This is a genomic window from Pelotomaculum schinkii, from assembly GCF_004369205.1.
GTDB classification, from domain to species: Bacteria; Bacillota; Desulfotomaculia; order Desulfotomaculales; family Pelotomaculaceae; genus Pelotomaculum_C; species Pelotomaculum_C schinkii.
In genome coordinates, this window is record NZ_QFGA01000001.1 from 1,985,511 (window position 1) to 2,001,161 (window position 15,651).

At 49.5% G+C, this 15,651-nt stretch carries 12 protein-coding genes and 1 tRNA gene; 2 read left to right on the plus strand and 11 right to left on the minus strand.

What is annotated here, in order from left to right:
• Positions 1–79: 79 nt before the first annotated feature.
• The 8 genes from disA to Psch_RS09295 form a co-directional block, all read right to left on the minus strand.
• Positions 80–1,156 carry a DNA integrity scanning diadenylate cyclase DisA gene (disA, locus tag Psch_RS09260; protein WP_134219791.1) on the minus strand — a complete coding sequence of 359 codons (1,077 nt, stop codon included), beginning with the start codon at positions 1,154–1,156 and terminating at the stop codon, positions 80–82.
• 8 nt (positions 1,157–1,164) lie between these two features.
• Positions 1,165–2,517, minus strand: coding sequence for a DNA repair protein RadA (gene radA / locus Psch_RS09265; protein ID WP_190239968.1), 1,353 nt, complete (start codon positions 2,515–2,517; stop codon positions 1,165–1,167).
• A gap of 487 nt (positions 2,518–3,004) precedes the next feature.
• Complete coding sequence (locus Psch_RS09270; protein WP_190239969.1) at positions 3,005–3,436, minus strand: hypothetical protein; 432 nt, start codon at positions 3,434–3,436, stop codon at positions 3,005–3,007.
• A gap of 205 nt (positions 3,437–3,641) precedes the next feature.
• The gene (locus Psch_RS09275; RefSeq protein ID WP_190239970.1) at positions 3,642–6,083 is read right to left on the minus strand and encodes an ATP-dependent Clp protease ATP-binding subunit; all 2,442 of its coding nucleotides are present in this window, start codon (positions 6,081–6,083) and stop codon (positions 3,642–3,644) included.
• 20 nt (positions 6,084–6,103) lie between these two features.
• Positions 6,104–7,174 carry a protein arginine kinase gene (locus Psch_RS09280; protein WP_190239971.1) on the minus strand — a complete coding sequence of 357 codons (1,071 nt, stop codon included), beginning with the start codon at positions 7,172–7,174 and terminating at the stop codon, positions 6,104–6,106.
• Positions 7,174–7,698 carry a UvrB/UvrC motif-containing protein gene (locus Psch_RS09285; protein WP_190239972.1) on the minus strand — a complete coding sequence of 175 codons (525 nt, stop codon included), beginning with the start codon at positions 7,696–7,698 and terminating at the stop codon, positions 7,174–7,176. Before Psch_RS09285 ends, Psch_RS09280 begins: the two co-directional genes overlap by 1 nt.
• 27 nt (positions 7,699–7,725) lie before the next feature.
• Complete coding sequence (locus Psch_RS09290; RefSeq protein WP_134219785.1) at positions 7,726–8,187, minus strand: CtsR family transcriptional regulator; 462 nt, start codon at positions 8,185–8,187, stop codon at positions 7,726–7,728.
• A gap of 196 nt (positions 8,188–8,383) precedes the next feature.
• Positions 8,384–8,458 (minus strand) — tRNA-Asn (locus Psch_RS09295).
• A gap of 276 nt (positions 8,459–8,734) precedes the next feature.
• Here Psch_RS09295 and Psch_RS09300 point away from each other — a divergent pair.
• Entirely contained in the window at positions 8,735–9,016 is a 282-nt protein-coding gene (locus Psch_RS09300; RefSeq protein ID WP_190239973.1) for an AbrB/MazE/SpoVT family DNA-binding domain-containing protein, read from the plus strand.
• Positions 9,013–9,273: a hypothetical protein gene (locus Psch_RS09305; RefSeq protein ID WP_190239974.1), complete on the plus strand. Its 261-nt coding sequence runs from the start codon at positions 9,013–9,015 to the stop codon at positions 9,271–9,273. The genes Psch_RS09300 and Psch_RS09305 overlap by 4 nt, the downstream gene beginning before the upstream one ends.
• Positions 9,274–9,449: 176 nt before the next feature.
• On the opposite strand, the gene Psch_RS09310 is transcribed toward Psch_RS09305, so the two are convergent.
• From Psch_RS09310 to Psch_RS09330, 3 genes are all read right to left on the minus strand, one after another.
• The gene (locus tag Psch_RS09310) at positions 9,450–10,109 is read right to left on the minus strand and encodes an Ig-like domain-containing protein (RefSeq protein ID WP_243123996.1); all 660 of its coding nucleotides are present in this window, start codon (positions 10,107–10,109) and stop codon (positions 9,450–9,452) included.
• A gap of 625 nt (positions 10,110–10,734) precedes the next feature.
• Entirely contained in the window at positions 10,735–11,481 is a 747-nt protein-coding gene (locus Psch_RS09325) for a hypothetical protein (RefSeq protein WP_190239978.1), read from the minus strand.
• Between the two features lie 16 nt (positions 11,482–11,497).
• Positions 11,498–15,628, minus strand: coding sequence for an RHS repeat-associated core domain-containing protein (locus tag Psch_RS09330; protein WP_190239979.1), 4,131 nt, complete (start codon positions 15,626–15,628; stop codon positions 11,498–11,500).
• Positions 15,629–15,651: the final 23 nt, after the last annotated feature.

Genomic DNA, 15,651 nt, shown 5'->3' on the forward strand with positions numbered 1-15,651 from the left:
GGAATATTTTTATCATTTTCTCCCAGGAAACATTAGCCCAAAAAAGGGAAGCAGGGGGACGGTTCTTCTGCTTCCTTTTTTAACTGTGTCTATCCTGCAGCAACAGGTCGCGATAGCGGCTTAAACCTTCCTTGATGGAGCGGGCACGGACCTCCCCTATGCCCTCTACCTCGTCCAGTTCCTCAATAGTGGCTAACAATATTTTATTCAATGCCCCAAAGGTCTTAACAAGGTTATCAATCACAGGCAGGGGCAGCCGTGGCACCTTCTGCAAAATGCGATAGCCCCGCGGCACGACGTGCTGGTCCAGGATACTGGCGCTGCCCGGGTAACCCAGGGCGCGGGCGAGCAAGGAGAGGTCCAGGAAGTCCTCGGCGGGCCAGCTGCCGATTACGCCCAGGATGGCGGCAGGCGTCTTGTCGGCCAGGGTGGTCGCGTAGTCCTGGATAATCAAGAGGCCCTCTTCCTCGACATTGGATACCAGTTCCTCCATTTGCATGGTGATCAGCCGGCCTTCCACCCCCAGTTCGGTGGTATATCTTTCAATTTCCTTTACCACCCTTAAGACCATTTCCACCCGCTGAATGGCCTTGGCAACGTCAAAAAGGGTGACCGTCTCCTGAAATTCCATAACGCTTAAGCCCACCAGGAACTTATCCAATACCGAGCGGTATTTTTCAAGGGTTTGGATAGCCTGATTGGCCTTGGTCAAGATTACCCCAAGATCCCTCAGGACGTATTTAAGGGTACCTTTATAGATAGTAATGATTCCCCGGCGCTGTGAGATGGCGATAACCAGGGCTCCGGTCTGTCTGGCCACCCGCTCTGCGGTACGGTGGCGAATACCCGTCTCGCTGGATGGAACGTTTTGACTGGGGATCATCTGGGTGTTGGCTGCCAGAATCTTTTTGGCGTCCTTGCTGAGGATTATGGCGCCGTCCATTTTAGCCAGTTCATAGAGATTGGAAGGACTGAAATCGGCGTTAATCACAAAGCCGCCCTCAGTGATTTCCATAACCTCCGGGTTTTCGCCCAGGACGATTAGCCCTCCATTTTTGGCCCGCAGGACATTCTCCAGTCCCTCCCGCAAAGGCCTGCCCGGAGCTACCGAACGAAGCACCCGTAATAGCCTGTCTTCCGCTTTTTCTTCCTTCATGGTTCACCTCACGCCAATAAAGCCATTTCCAACGCCCCGGCCAGAGTGTCCGCTCTGAGTAAGCCGTAATCGTCCCCGGACAGGGCGGCGCTGCGGCTCGACATCAGAAAGCGGCTAAAACCCATTTTAAACGACTCTCTAATCCTTTTTTCTACACCCGTAACCGGGCGCAATTCGCCGGTCAAGCCGGTTTCCCCGGCACATGCCAGACCCGGATCCACCGGAATATCCTTAAAACTCGAGGCCAGCGCGCAGGCCACGGCTAAATCTGCCGCAGGTTCGTCCAACCTTACGCCCCCTACGGCATTGACATAGATATCCTGGTTACCCAGGTTGAAACCCATCCTTTTTTCAAGCACGGCGGTTATCAGAGCCACCCGGTTGTAGTCCACACCGGCTGTCATGCGGCGGGGAGTACCATAGCCCGTCGGACAGACCAGCGCCTGTATTTCCACCAGGAGCGGCCTGCTCCCTTCAAGAGCGGCCGCCACGGCGGTCCCGGGTACGTCCCCCTTGGGGCGTTTGGTAAGAAATATGGCGGACGGGCTGGCTACCTCGACCAGGCCGGCGCCGCTCATTTCAAATATACCGATTTCATTAGTTGAGCCAAACCGGTTTTTAACACCACGCAGGATACGGAAAAACTGGTGCCGGTCCCCTTCCAGATAAAGCACCGTGTCCACCATATGCTCCAGCACCCTGGGGCCGGCCAGCATCCCTTCTTTGGTAACGTGGCCGACTAAAAATATCGATATTCCGGTCGTCTTAGCAAGCCTCATCAATTGGGCGGCGCACTCGCGCACCTGGCCGACACTGCCGGGAGCGGAAGCAAGGTCGGACTTGAACATGGTTTGAATGGAATCAACCACCGCCACGGGAGGAGAGATTTGCCGGAGGTGTCTCTCTACTTGATCAATATCCGTTTCACAGGCCAAGAGCAGACCCGGCGACAGCGCCCCCAGGCGTTCGGCTCTGAGACGCACCTGGCGGGCCGACTCTTCTCCTGATATGTACAGTACCGGCATTCTGCAGCTGAGCAGGTGGGCAACCTGCAGCATCAGGGTAGACTTGCCTATGCCGGGATCGCCCCCCACTAAAATCAGGGAACCCGGCACCAGACCTCCGCCCAAAACCCTGTCCATTTCGGCCATCCGGGTGGGGAAGCGTTCCTCTTCCTGAGCGGGCACCTCGGTTACGGGACATGGTTCAAGCAATCCATTTATTGCTGCAGGGCTGACAGTCTTGGGCTGATCCAGCTCTTCCACCAAACTGTTCCAGGCGCCACACCCCGGGCAGCGGCCCAGCCAGCGAGTCGACTGCTGCCCGCATTCCTGGCAGCGAAATTTAGACTTTACACGCATTGACAGAAATCCCCATGTAGTAATTGTTTCTAAATTATAACATTCCCAAGAATAACCTACAATAGCTTATACGCAAGCTTATACGCATTCCTTGTAGGTCAGGCGTAAGCTTAGGGCGTAGGCTTAGGGGCATTCCTCTTTGGTCAGGCATATGGCGTAATACAAATTGATGTAGGTGCGAATTCATTCGCACACGATCCCAAGGGAATGCATTAAAAAGCTTTAAACTGCTTCGCAGTGCAAGTGCTATTAAAATCGCACCTGCATTTTAGCTATAACCAAGGATCATAATTGCCTCATACAAAACATCCTCTTTTGAACCAAAAGCGCGACCAATAAGAAACGCAGTATAAGTTTACGCCCTAAGCCCTGACCACAGAGGAATGCAGTATAGATTACGCCCTACGCCCGACCTAAAAGAAATACAGTATTAGCTACGCCTTACGCCTGTTTTGATCGAGAGAACCATTCCGCTGTTCATATAGACTTACTCCGACGGTACAAGCTTCGTGATCGCAGACAGCACCGGCTGTCCGTTTTTGTCATGGAAAAAGTCAAAGGAAACATTGTCTCCCCTGGTCAGGCCCGCCCCGGCAAATCCCGGCGGGGTAAGGAAAGTCTTAGCCTGGTCCCCGACATAAATAACCATCAAGTTGTTGTCAACGTATCCGGCAAACCGTCCTGTCCAACTCTTAATTTCTTTATCCGCAGGCATAGCGGACTGCGCTATGCCGGATGAGTCTTTTGGGGATTGTTCTTGAACCGGGGCTGTCGCGGCAGGAGTCTGCATGCTGATAACGGGGGGCTCCGGCGGCGCTTCCGGCTGCTTTGTTCCGTTAATAACAAAGCTGACGTAGCCGGTCATAAACAGGAAGATGGTTATAATAATGATTGGGATACCCAGGGCGGGTTTTTTCACTTGTTCTCCTCCTTGAATTTTCAGATATCTCCTCACGCAGCTGACATGCCACCCCATAGAATGAAGACCAAGGGTTGCAGGCGCGATTTCAATCGCACACGCGCGCCAGCGCCGGACTTGTTGAAATTAATGTTGCATTTGTGCGAATGAATTCGCACCTGCATTTTCAGGGCAGCTGTCCATGCCGGGAAGAGACTTTATCTTGCTACACAAGGCTTCTGGCAACCTTCTTGATCGTCACGGTTTCTCCTTCCATATCAAGCAGCACACGATCTCCGCGTTTGAAGGTACCCTTCAGCAGTTCTTCGGAGAGCCGGTCCTCAACCAGGCGCAGGATGGCGCGCCTGAGCGGCCTGGCCCCGTAATTCTCATCGAATCCTTCTTTGGCCAGCAGGTCCTTGACGGGTTCGGTGACTTCGATTTCAACATCATTTTCCTTCATTCTGGCTGCGACTTCTTTCAGCATCAGGCTGACGATCTCACGGATATGTTCCTTTGATAGAGCATGGAACACAATGATTTCATCAATCCTGTTTAAGAATTCAGGTCTGAAGGTCCGCCGCAGTTCCTCGTTCACTTTGCTTTTCATGTCCTCGTATTTGTCTTCGGCTTCCTTACCGGTCTTAAAGCCCAGCGTAGCTTCCCGTTTAATGGTATGCACACCCACGTTGGAGGTCATGATAATCACCGTGTTGCGAAAATCGATAGTACGTCCCTTGGCGTCGGTGAGCCTGCCGTCCTCCATTACCTGCAGCAGGATGTTAAACACATCGGGGTGGGCCTTTTCAATTTCATCCAGCAGCACCACCGTGTAGGGGCGCCGCCTGACTGCCTCGGTAAGCTGGCCGGCCTCATCGTAACCCACGTAGCCGGGAGGCGCCCCAACCAGGCGGGATACAGAGAATTTTTCCATATACTCGGACATATCAAGCCTGACCATGGCGTCCTCGCTGCCAAACAGCACTTCGGCCACGGCCTTGGCCAACTCGGTCTTGCCGACACCGGTCGGCCCGAGGAAAATGAAGGAACCGATAGGCCGTTTGGGATCTTTCAAGCCGGCCCGGGCACGCCTTACGGCCCGTGATATGGCGCGGATCGCCTCGTCCTGACCCACCACCCGCTGGTGCAGGACTTCTTCCATTTTCATCAACCTCTCGGACTCGGCCTCCCCGAGCTTTTTCACCGGGACGCCGGTCCAACTGGAGGTAATATGGGCAATGTCGTCCTCGTCCACAACGAGGTCAACCCCGACCTTTTGTTGCTTCCAGGATTCCCTGAGGCTTTTCAGTGAGGCCCGAAGCTTTTGCTCCTGATCACGGAATTCGGCGGCTTTCTCAAATTCCTGACTGTTAACAGCGGCTTCTTTTTCCTTCTGCAATATCTCTAACTTCTTTTCCATCTCCTTTAACTCAGGCGGGGCGACAAAAGCCTTAAGCCTGACCCGCGAGCCGGCTTCGTCCAAAAGGTCGATGGCCTTATCGGGGAGGAAGCGGTCGGTGATATAACGGCTGGATAGCTTCGCGGCAGCCTCCAAAGCCGCATCCGTAAATCTAACCCGGTGGTGCGCCTCGTACCTGTCTCTTAAGCCTCTTAAGATCTGGATGGTCTCATCCACCGAGGGCTCTGCCACGGTAATGGGCTGGAAGCGGCGCTCGAGAGCCGCATCTTTCTCTATATGCTTGCGGTACTCGTCCAAAGTGGTAGCGCCGATGCACTGCAGCTCGCCCCTGGCCAAAGCCGGCTTTAAAATATTGGCGGCGTCTATGGCCCCTTCTGCCGCGCCCGCCCCGACCAGAGTGTGGAGCTCATCGATAAACATGATAATATTGCCGTGTGTGCGAATTTCCTCGATTATTTTTTTCAGCCGTTCTTCAAACTCTCCGCGGTACTTGGTGCCTGCCACCAGTGTGCCCATATCCAGGGTAACCACTCTCTTGTTGGCCAGTGTCTCCGGGACACTGCCCGCCTTAATGCTCTGGGCCAGCCCCTCTGCAATGGCGGTCTTGCCGACCCCCGGCTCACCGATCAGGACCGGATTGTTTTTGGTACGCCTGCTTAAAACCTGAATGACCCTCTCGATTTCCTTTTCCCGGCCTACGACCGGGTCAAGTTTATCTTCCCTGGCCATAACGGTCAGGTCCCTGCTGTACTGGTCCAGGGTGGGTGTAGCGCTGCTTTTGCCGTCACCTGGAGCCGGCCCCTCAACAGGACTCTGACCGCCCTGGAGGTGGACCAGAGCAGCCCTGCCCTTACGGTAATCGACTCCGTAGGCGCCTAAAATTTGGGCGGCCACGCCCTCTCCTTCCCGAATCAGCCCGAGCAGCAGGTGTTCCGGTCCAACATAGCTGTGGCCCATCCGGTGCGCCTCATCAACAGAAAGCTCCAACACCTTTTTAGCCTTGGACGTCAGAAAAGGATCAGGCGTGGTCGCTTCCGGGGGAGTATCAACCATCTGGCTTGCCGCAAGCCGTATCCTTTCCGGATCGAGACCTACCGCTCCCAGGACCCTGGCAGCGAGGCTCTCGCCCTCCAGGATCAGTCCGAGCAGCAGATGTTCCGTCCCAACATAGGGGCAAGTGGTTTTTATAGCTTCTTCCTTGGCCAGCAACAATACTTTGTTTGCCCGCTCCGTGAATCTCTCTTTCATATTGCACCTCCTAAATCACATCACTGGGGTAAATTTTCGAATTCTTTGCGCACCAGCGCCGCCCTGAAAGCATATCTTTGCTGCGCCGGCAGCTCTCTCCCGTTAACCTTGTATAAAAAAGCCGGTCTAATTTTGATCATGAGCTCGTTTAATTTGCTGGGATTGATTCCTGTAATAATATTTAAGTCAACGCCCAGGCGCAGGTCGGAAATCAGCCGCATGGCTTCTTCCGAGGTAAGGACCCTGGCGTATCTCAATGTCCCGTAGGCGCGGTAAACGCGATCCTCGACTGCCTCCCGACGCTGCTGGTACAGGGCGAGGCGGGCGGCCTGCTCCTGGGACAGGATGTGCCGGGTGCTGACCAGGAGGTTATTGCAGATTTCTTCTTCCGACTGACCCAAAGTAATCTGGTTGGAAACCTGAAACAGGTTCCCCTGGGCCTCTGTTCCCTCGCCATAAAGTCCCCGTACGGTAAGTCCCAGTTTGCTGATGGCGCTAAGCACCACACCCAGCTGTTTGGTAAGTGTGAGACCCGGCAGGTGCAGCATAATTGAAGCTCTCATCCCGGTACCTACATTGGTAGGGCAGGTGGTCAGATAGCCCAATTTTTCTGAAAAAGCATAGTCAAGCGTTTTCTCCAAACCGTCGTCGACTTTGTCTATAATTTCCCAGGCCTCTTTCAGCTGCAGGCCGGGCAAGAGGCACTGCAGCCGCAGGTGGTCTTCTTCATTGAGCATGATGCTGACCACTTCATCATCACGCAGGACAATCGCTTTGGATTGATAATTGTTCGTGAATTCCGGGCTGATTAAATGCTTATCTACTAGTATTTGCCTTTCAACCGGGGATAATTCGCCCAACATGCTTAATTCGAGGGAGCCGAGCAGATGCTTGGCCTCGTTGTTGGCAATAGCCAGCCTGACCGCGTGAATAACCTCTTCCGCCCGGGCCTGGTCGAGGAGATGAGGAAAAGGTATGCCGGCAAGATTACGGGCTACTCTGACCCGGCTGCTGATAACGATGTTTGACCCCTGCCCCTCGGCGTCCATCCAGGCGCTATGGGCGGTGTTTACTGTTTGCTTGATCGGCATCAAGCCTCACCTCCTTCTTCGAGTTTCTTTTCCAGCTGGCGGATGGCGTCGCGGAGATCGGCAGCCTGTTCAAATTCTTCACGGCTGATAACCTCCCGCAACTGCCCTTTGAGACTTTCAATAGCTTTTAATACTTTGGCGCGTCCCCCGGTACGTTCCGGCACCTTGCCGGTATGCCGGATATTGCCGTGAATCCTTCGTAAGAGCGGCAGGAGCCTGTCCTCGAAATGGGAATAACAACTGCCGCAACCCAAGAGGCCCTGCTGAACAAACTGTCCTTCAGCCATGCCGCATTGACCGCACTTTTGGCCGGTGTCCATCACCTGATTGCTGCCGGCCCCGCCAAGTTCATGCAAAAAACCGGCTAAAAAATTATTCAGGTTCAGTTGAGGAGCAAAGCCAAAACCCTGGGGCTGGACCTCTCCGGCGCAGGCCTGGCAGACATGGGTCTCTTTCTTATTCCCGTTGATAATCTCGGTGATGTGTACCGTTGCCGGCCGCTGTCCGCAGCGCTCGCACAACATAGTTCAAAACCTCCTTCAATACAGGCGCTAATCTCTTAGAACCGCTGTTACCATCGCTTTAAGTACTGCCGCACGTAGTTGTTCCTGGGTTTGCGCCTCCAGGAGCTGCGGGTAGCGACCAACTGCCGCCTGCATGATCCTGGCCTCCCGCAGCGAGATCAGTTCTTCTTCGACAAGACGACCAAGCAGTCCCTCAGCTTCATGCTGGGAAATGGCGTCGCCGATTAAATCACATATATCCAGGATTAAATCCACTTTTTGATCCAGAGGTATTTTCACAATCCGGATATACCCGCCGCCGCCCCGCCGGCTTTCTACGAGGTAACCGTGACCGGCTGAAAACCGGGTGGTTAAAACATAATTAATCTGGGAGGGAACACAACTGAAACGCATGGCCAGTTGGCTCCTCTGGACCTCTACAAAATCTTTAGGGCTATTTGAAATCAGGCTCTTGAGATACTGCTCGATCAGGTCGGAAATATTGGACATACCCTGCAACCACCCCCCAAAATAAGCTACTGCATTGACCTTAACTGACCTTAACCTTATTATAATAAAAATTTTCTCTATTTGGAATACCTTTTATCTATTTTTACCGCTTATCTGTACCCTAAACGTGAAAAAGAGGGTAACTTTGCCGAATAAAAAGAAAAACCGTGCGCACAGCACGGTCATAATTTTCATATGGCTCCCCGAGTAGGATTCGAACCTACAACCTACCGGTTAACAGCCGGTTGCTCTACCGTTGAGCTATCGAGGAACGAAACGGTAGGATCCATTGCTTCCACGCACATAAATATACTACGATCTTAGTTTCAAGTCAAGCGCCATGCCGCAGCAACAGCTAAAAGATGTCCGGCCAAACGCTATTAGCTTACCCTGATTTTTGATCGTAATACGATTGAAATACACGGTAATAATTATTCCATATAAGCATTGACATTTTTTAACTACTGTTTTACGATAACCGTAGAACAGTATCACTGTAATGCATTTAACAGCCAAACGGTAATTCATAAAATAGGAGTGAGTAACCATGGGTCAAGTAATTGGTAATATTATGGTGCAAAAGCGCGGCGTTGTAAGTCTGGGAATATTAAAAGGACATATGCCATTAAATGATGGGGACATATTTCAGGTACAGATAGAAAACGGAAAAGTCATTCTATTACCCATGAAACTTGTTCCGGCAGAACAAGCATGGTTTTGGACAAAGGAATGGCAGGAGGGTGAGAAAGAAGCTGACGAAGATATAGCTGCCGGGAGGGTTAAATCGTTTGAAAACATGGATGACCTTCTGGAGGATTTGGATAAATGAATTTCCAAAGGTCTGAGCGATTCAAGCGAATGTACAAGAAATTGGATTCTGAACAACAGAATGCCATAAAAAGAGCTCTAAGTTTGATGTCAGATAACATTAATCACCCCTCTTTAAGGGTCAAGCGCATTCAGGGCACAAAAGCAATATGGGAGGCAAGCGCCACTATGGGCTTACGCATCACATTTAACTGGGAAAACGATTTAATTGTTTTACGCAATTGTGGAGAGCATGATAAAACCTTGAAAAATCCATGATTTAGCATGTCCCCCACCCAGCTCTTGTAATTAATTATTGTTCCGTACCAGTACCATACATCTGCATAACAATCTTAGCATTAACAGACCGGATGGCAAATATGCCGGCCGGTTTTTATATTTGCAGGGAGTTTTTCAAAAACAAGTTGGGTTATTATTCCGCTCTTTAAAGCAAATTACTGTAATGCATTAATGGTAAAGCTTGCGTCGCTATAGTCGTAGACACCTGTGTCTGCATTGCGGGTGATCCTGATCTGGTAGTCATCTCCGGCAGCCTGCGAGGCCGGGATCGTCCAGCTGTATGAGCCGGATTCAGGAAGAACGCTGCTGACGATGACATACTGGAACACACCGCCCTTGTAGAGTGAGATCCTGACATCCGAATCACAGCCCGCTCCGGCATAAGTCCAGGTGATCTCTTTAGTGGCCCCAGCAGTCCAGTCCTCTCCTCCGTTGGGGGTAGTGACGGTAAACCCGCTTGCAAGCTCACCTGTAGTGAAGCTAAAGATGTAGTCATTTTCCAGAGAGTTACCAGCACTGTCTTTAACAGCACCAGCAGGGACATATACCGCATAGGTTACACTGCTGCTGAAATCATTAACAGGATCAAGTATGAGCGTATCACCGTTGATACTGTATATATAGTTGACTACAGAATTGTCATTGGTATTTCTGATATTGATGTCTTCAAAATATACATCTTCAACAACGGTTTCGGAAAAGGCAACATAAACCGATGCGCTTACTGAAACATTGGTGGCGCCATCGACAGGGTCGGTATTCTTAACAGTTGGCGGGGTAGTATCCGGCGAAGAATGGTGACTGACGCTGAGCATATTGCCTCCTGGATCATACGTATAAACTATTTTTTGGCCATTTTGGTAAGTAACCGAGGTCAGTCGGTTAAGCGCGTCATAAGTATACACTGCCGCACTTGCAGGACGAGATATAAAAAGCAATACAAGCAGCACAAATATCATCCCAATGTAAGAAATGGGTTTAAACATTTTCATCACCTCGTTAATTAGTTATAATGAATTTTCATTACGTTTTAATACAGTTCAATTCGTCATACTGGCATACGATCGTACCAGCTCTATCGTGGGTGGTAAGGAGATTGCCATTTTGGTCACAGGTAAAGTCTGCTGTTCCATCCGGGTTGGTATAGCTTTGAAGCATGCCGTTGTCGTATTAATGGTAGGTGGCTGTCTGCTCTGGCATTGTTTTTATGATAAATTAGGTTCCTGGTGTTGTAATCAATATTCAGGTTGGTAATTCCACTAGTGTCGGTACTCCCGGTCAATCTGTCGGAGGTTTCATATTGATTGGTGCTTTGGTTATTGTTGGGGTCCACCATAGTCTTTAGGTTGCCGTGGGCGTCGAAGGTCTGCCTGCCCAATCCATTTAAGGGGTCTATTTTTTGCTTCTTGTGTTCTTGATATAAAAATTATTTTTAGTATTTTATTTTAAACTAGGAACATTTCTATACTGAATTTTAGTAGGATTGTTAACATACTCTTCTAAATCACCAAAAGAGTCAATCCCCAGATGAATTTGAGCTCTTCTCTCAATCTCATCTGATACCAACAATTCTTTATGAGGACTCTCAGATAGGAAGCATATAATTCCTAAATTATCTATAGCATCAGTCTTATACCAGGGAAAGGAGAGTAATCTTTTTTTTCCAAAGAAATCTACATATTTGTTCCCAAAGAAATTGCACCAAAAAACGCCTGGCATTCTCGTTTCAATACTTCCAGTGATGTGCTGTCTTTCCTGAGGTAACTCATGTGACATATAACCGTAAAAAGCATCAAATAATACAATTGAGTATTTGAAAAGATCGATCAAAACACCTTGTTTTTTAGCATAATACTTTTGAGACATATAAAAACAGATATTGTTTATACTCTTCTTACTAGGATGTCTCCACCATTGCATATCAAACCTGAAATTTGGTTCTTTGACTTTGCCTATCATACCACCAGCTTTTCCAACCATACCCACATCATCTTCATAGCATCCTGGTTCTTCTATGTTCCACATTTCGACCGCTCTATCGAAAGAGTAAATTTCTTTTAATGGCTCAAAAAGTCCTATTTTTTCAGGTTTTAATCCAGCTTTATCAAGTTTCTTAAAAAATTCTTTCGCTATTTCTATATCATTAATATTTTTTTGCGTGTAAATTTTTGTTATAATATTTGGCATTATCAGTCATCCCCTATTAATAAATTGAATATGTCCCATCAGCTTGTCTAACTCTAATAGACCCTCCGCTATTCCTTATTGCATCTTGTAATGGTTTTGATATTTTAGTTCGCGGTGACACAATCAAGTCAATGGGCATTCCACTATTGATGTAATCACGAAACTGTTTATTCTTATAAATATAATTCACATCTTTAACTTCAATAATTCTACCATTAATCAAACTATCAGGAATACTATTCCCAATCTTGGTAAGGTTTTTAGTTATCGCTTGTTCTTGCAAAACAATTTCCTCAAAATCCATACCTCTTAGCAATTGTGATGGCACTTTGCTGCCAGCTTTACCCGATCCATCATAACCTATAGTCCTTCCCATAACTAAAATTGAAGCTAATAATAATTTTTGTTCTTCTTTTTCATTCTCTTCATCCATAATACCAGCTAATGTTATTTTAGCCTCGTCCTTTTCATCTTGGTCATAATAGACTGGGTCTCCTCTTATAATTAATAGCTCATTTGCAATTCTAAATTGCAATGTTAAATCTTCTAAGTCAGATTGAGACCACCCATCATAGCTGATATCTTCCTCTAAATTTTTATACACATCATATAAGTCATCATAATGCAATCCTGCTAATTCACTCATGAAATATTGTGCTCGTATCCAATCATGCCCTGATGGATCAATAAAGTTCACAGGATTCCCTTCGCAATATATATACCGATTCTGCGACTGCGGGTTAGTTACTTGACCAGTTAGCGTATCCGGACTCAGGAACCTTTTAGCCACTGGATTGTAGTACCGTGCCCGCATGTAGTAAAGGTCGCTTTCATCGGTCATGACACCATAGCGGCCCACATACAGGAACGGTGTGGCAGTGTTTCCGCTGCGGTAGACAAGCTCTCCGTATGGGGCGTACTGGAAGCGGTCGGTTATATTGCCGCTTTCGTCGGTCAAAGCGATGGTGCTACCCCGGTGGTCGAAGTGATAACTGCGGTATACTCCTCCTTCGTCTTCTTGGCCGATCAGGCCCAGGCCGTAGATGTAGAAGGTCTGATGGTTTTGTTCGTCAGTCTGGATCAGCACCTGGCTTAAAGATGCGTTGGGGTTGACGACGAAGCTTTGATAAACGGCGCCGGCAACGCTGATGCGGTTGTTTCCGGCATCGTAAGTGTAGGTGGTATTTCCCGCCCCGGTCAGCCGGCCGCGAGCGTCGTAGGTCAAGCCAGCCATTTCCCCGGCCAGTGGGCCTGCAGTCATGTTGCCGTCAGCGTCGTAGAGGACGGTTTGGCCGTTATAAGTGGCCAGGCGGTTGTCTGTGGCATAGGTCAGAGCCGCATCATCCATTGTAAGAGACACATTTTCGTTGAAATTCTCTTCCTGGATGAGGTTTCCTGCCGCATCGTAGGTATAATCGTACTGGCTGATGACGCTTCCGCCGGCATCCACATCCTTCAATTGCAACAACCGGCCAGCTTCATCGTAGGTCCGGGTTGTTTGGGTACCGTTGGGGTGAACGGTTTTAACCAGCCTGCCGTTGGAATCGTATTCGTAGGTAGTGACCCGGTCCGCCCAATCGGTTACTTGAATTAACCGGTTGGTTTCGTCGTATTGATATTGTACCTGCCGGCCGCCGGGGTAAGTGAGAATGCGCAGGTTGCCGATGGCGTCGTAAGCGTATTCAATGGTGTTGCCCCAGGTATCCCCGTATTCCACAAGGCGGTTTAAGGCGTCGTACTGGTATTCGATTGTACCAGTACTGTCGGTGGCGCTAAGCAGGTTACTGTTCTGGTCGTAAGTATAGGATACCGTCCCGTCAGGGTAGGTGGCACTGATGAGTCGTCCGGCGTCGTCATATTCATAGGTGGTGCTCTGGCCTCTGGCGTTGATTTTTTGTGCTATCAGGTCCCTGTTATTGTAGGTCAGGGTGATGTTGCCGGAAGCGGCGGTGGTTCTGCCGGTCAGCCGGTCGGCGTTGTCATAGCTGAAGCTGGTCTGGTTGTTGTTGGGGTCGACCATGGCTGTCCGGTTGCCGTGGGCATCAAATTCCTGTCTGCCCTGTCCAGTTAAGGCGTCGATGGTTGATTTCAGTCTATTCAGGTCGTCATATTCAAACTGGGTGATGTTGCCACCCGGGTCGGTAAATCTGGTCAGGCGGTTTAATTCGTCATACTCGTCGAAACTAACGTTGTTCCCCAGGGCGTCTGTCATGTTTTTAGGGTTATAGAGCTCATCATAAGTGACTGTTAGGACCTGATTGCCCAACGCGTCTATTCTTCCGATGAGGTTGCCCGCTGCGTCGTATTGATTGGTGATAGTGTCGCCCAGGGGATTTGTGACACCGGTGAGCCGGCCCAAGTCATCATAGCTTAACTGGGTGATGTTACCACGCGGGTCGGTAACTTTCACCAGGCGGTTTTCCGCGTCATATTCATAACCGGTCTCATTGTTCAAAGCATCAATTTTGCTGACAAGCAACCCATTGTTGTTATAGGTGTAACTGCTGGTATTGCCCCTGGCGTCAGTTTTGGTTAGAATGTTGCCGCGCCAGTCGTAAGTATAGCTGGTGGTGTTGCCCAGGGGATCGGCGACAGTCAGTAAGTTGCCAGCATCGTCATAAGTCATAGCGCTTGTTTTGCCGGCGTTATCGGTTATGGTAATCGGTTGCCCGGCCGCATTATAGCTGTAAGTAGTGGTGTTTTCCGCCGGGTCGGTTACAGTTTGCATCAAGCCATTCTGGTAAGTATATATAGTCGTGCCGGAGCCTAAGCCTGTGTCGGGGGTGGTTGTGCTGAGCAATAACCCGCTTTCATCATAGTTGTAGAGAGTTTCATTTCCTAATGAATCGGTTGTTTTTATTAAATTGCCATTCGAGTCATAAGTGAATGTACTTTGTTTTTCCAGAGCGTTTTCCACCAAAAGAAGGTTATTATTATCATCATATTCCATGGTGGTTGTATGACTCGCTGGATCAGTAACGGTAAGCAGATTGCCGTTACCGTCATAAGTATAGCTGGTTGTATGGTTAAGAGGGTCGGTTATGCTGGTGAGGCAGTTATTGATGTCGTAGGTGTAGGTACCGGTGATATTGCCGGGATAGGTTATATTAGTGCTACGGTACTTTTCGTCGAAGGTGGTTGTAATGGTGTTGCCAAGGGCGCTGAGCATGGTTGTCCGGTGGTTGTCCGGGTCATAGCTGAACTGGGTGGTGTTGCCGCTCCCGTCGGTCTGATGGGTAACTTTGCCACTATCATAAATGTTGCTTAACAAGGTATTACCGCCGGAAGCAATGATTTCGGTGAGGCCCTGTGTGTTATAGTGGTAGCTGGTGACATTCCCCAGCACATCCTGTACTGTGGCCAGGTTGCCTTCGTTGTCATAGGTATAGGTCACGGTCCGGCCGGCAGTGTCGGTTACGCCGGTGAGACGGTTGTTCGTGTCATAATTGAAGCTCAGGGTGCGGCCGGTGGGTTCACTGGCTAAGGTCAGCAGTCCACCGGTATAGGTCAGGGTAAGCGTATTGTTGTTTTGGTCCGTTATGCTGGTTAGTTGACCAATGTCGTTAAAGATATAACCGGTCTGGTCCTTGAAGGTGAGGGTATAGCCGCTGCCCGGCCCGGCAGTTAGTGTTTCAAAGCATCCGGCGGGTCGAACGTAACTGGTTCCATCGTATGTAAAGGTGTAAACATGCCCGTCGTCATAAGCGACGCTGACGCTGCCGTCCTGGTTGATGGTAAGGTGAACATTAAAATTATTGGTCCAGCCCTTGCCCTGGGTGCCTGTATAATCATCCTGAGAATTGTAGAATCTGGTAAACTCAAGGGACGGGCCTACGGAAGGAATGCAAAGGTCTGTCTGGGCCAGGATGAAGTTGCCAGTGGAAAGGTTAACGGATCCTTTTCCATACAGGCAGTAGGGACGTACGCCAAAGGTTTCTTTGGAGATAGTATTGACTTCTACAAAATATGGATAGCTGGTCCCTTCGTGAATTTTCCATACATCGGTGAAATCCCAGCCTGTAAATGTGACCTGACGCTGCATAGCGGAGGTTGTTTGCGGTGTTCCTTTGCCCGTATCAGACTGTCCCGATGTCTGCGTGTCGTAGTAGCATGATGCAACAATACCGCCTTGGTTAATGAAATCCAAATCTCCTATCAAGCCGCCGGCAT

Bases quoted from the DNA above. Each gene is read 5' to 3' on its own strand.
- disA (WP_134219791.1), bottom strand. From the start codon at position 1,156: ATGAAGGAAGAAAAAGCGGAAGACAGGCTATTACGGGTGCTTCGTTCG.
- radA (WP_190239968.1), bottom strand. From the start codon at position 2,517: ATGCGTGTAAAGTCTAAATTTCGCTGCCAGGAATGCGGGCAGCAGTCG.
- Psch_RS09275 (WP_190239970.1), bottom strand. From the start codon at position 6,083: ATGAAAGAGAGATTCACGGAGCGGGCAAACAAAGTATTGTTGCTGGCC.
- Psch_RS09280 (WP_190239971.1), bottom strand. From the start codon at position 7,174: ATGCCGATCAAGCAAACAGTAAACACCGCCCATAGCGCCTGGATGGAC.
- Psch_RS09285 (WP_190239972.1), bottom strand. From the start codon at position 7,698: ATGTTGTGCGAGCGCTGCGGACAGCGGCCGGCAACGGTACACATCACC.
- Psch_RS09290 (WP_134219785.1), bottom strand. From the start codon at position 8,187: ATGTCCAATATTTCCGACCTGATCGAGCAGTATCTCAAGAGCCTGATT.
- Psch_RS09300 (WP_190239973.1), top strand. From the start codon at position 8,735: ATGGGTCAAGTAATTGGTAATATTATGGTGCAAAAGCGCGGCGTTGTA.
- Psch_RS09305 (WP_190239974.1), top strand. From the start codon at position 9,013: ATGAATTTCCAAAGGTCTGAGCGATTCAAGCGAATGTACAAGAAATTG.
- Psch_RS09310 (WP_243123996.1), bottom strand. From the start codon at position 10,109: ATGCTCAGCGTCAGTCACCATTCTTCGCCGGATACTACCCCGCCAACT.
- Psch_RS09325 (WP_190239978.1), bottom strand. From the start codon at position 11,481: ATGCCAAATATTATAACAAAAATTTACACGCAAAAAAATATTAATGAT.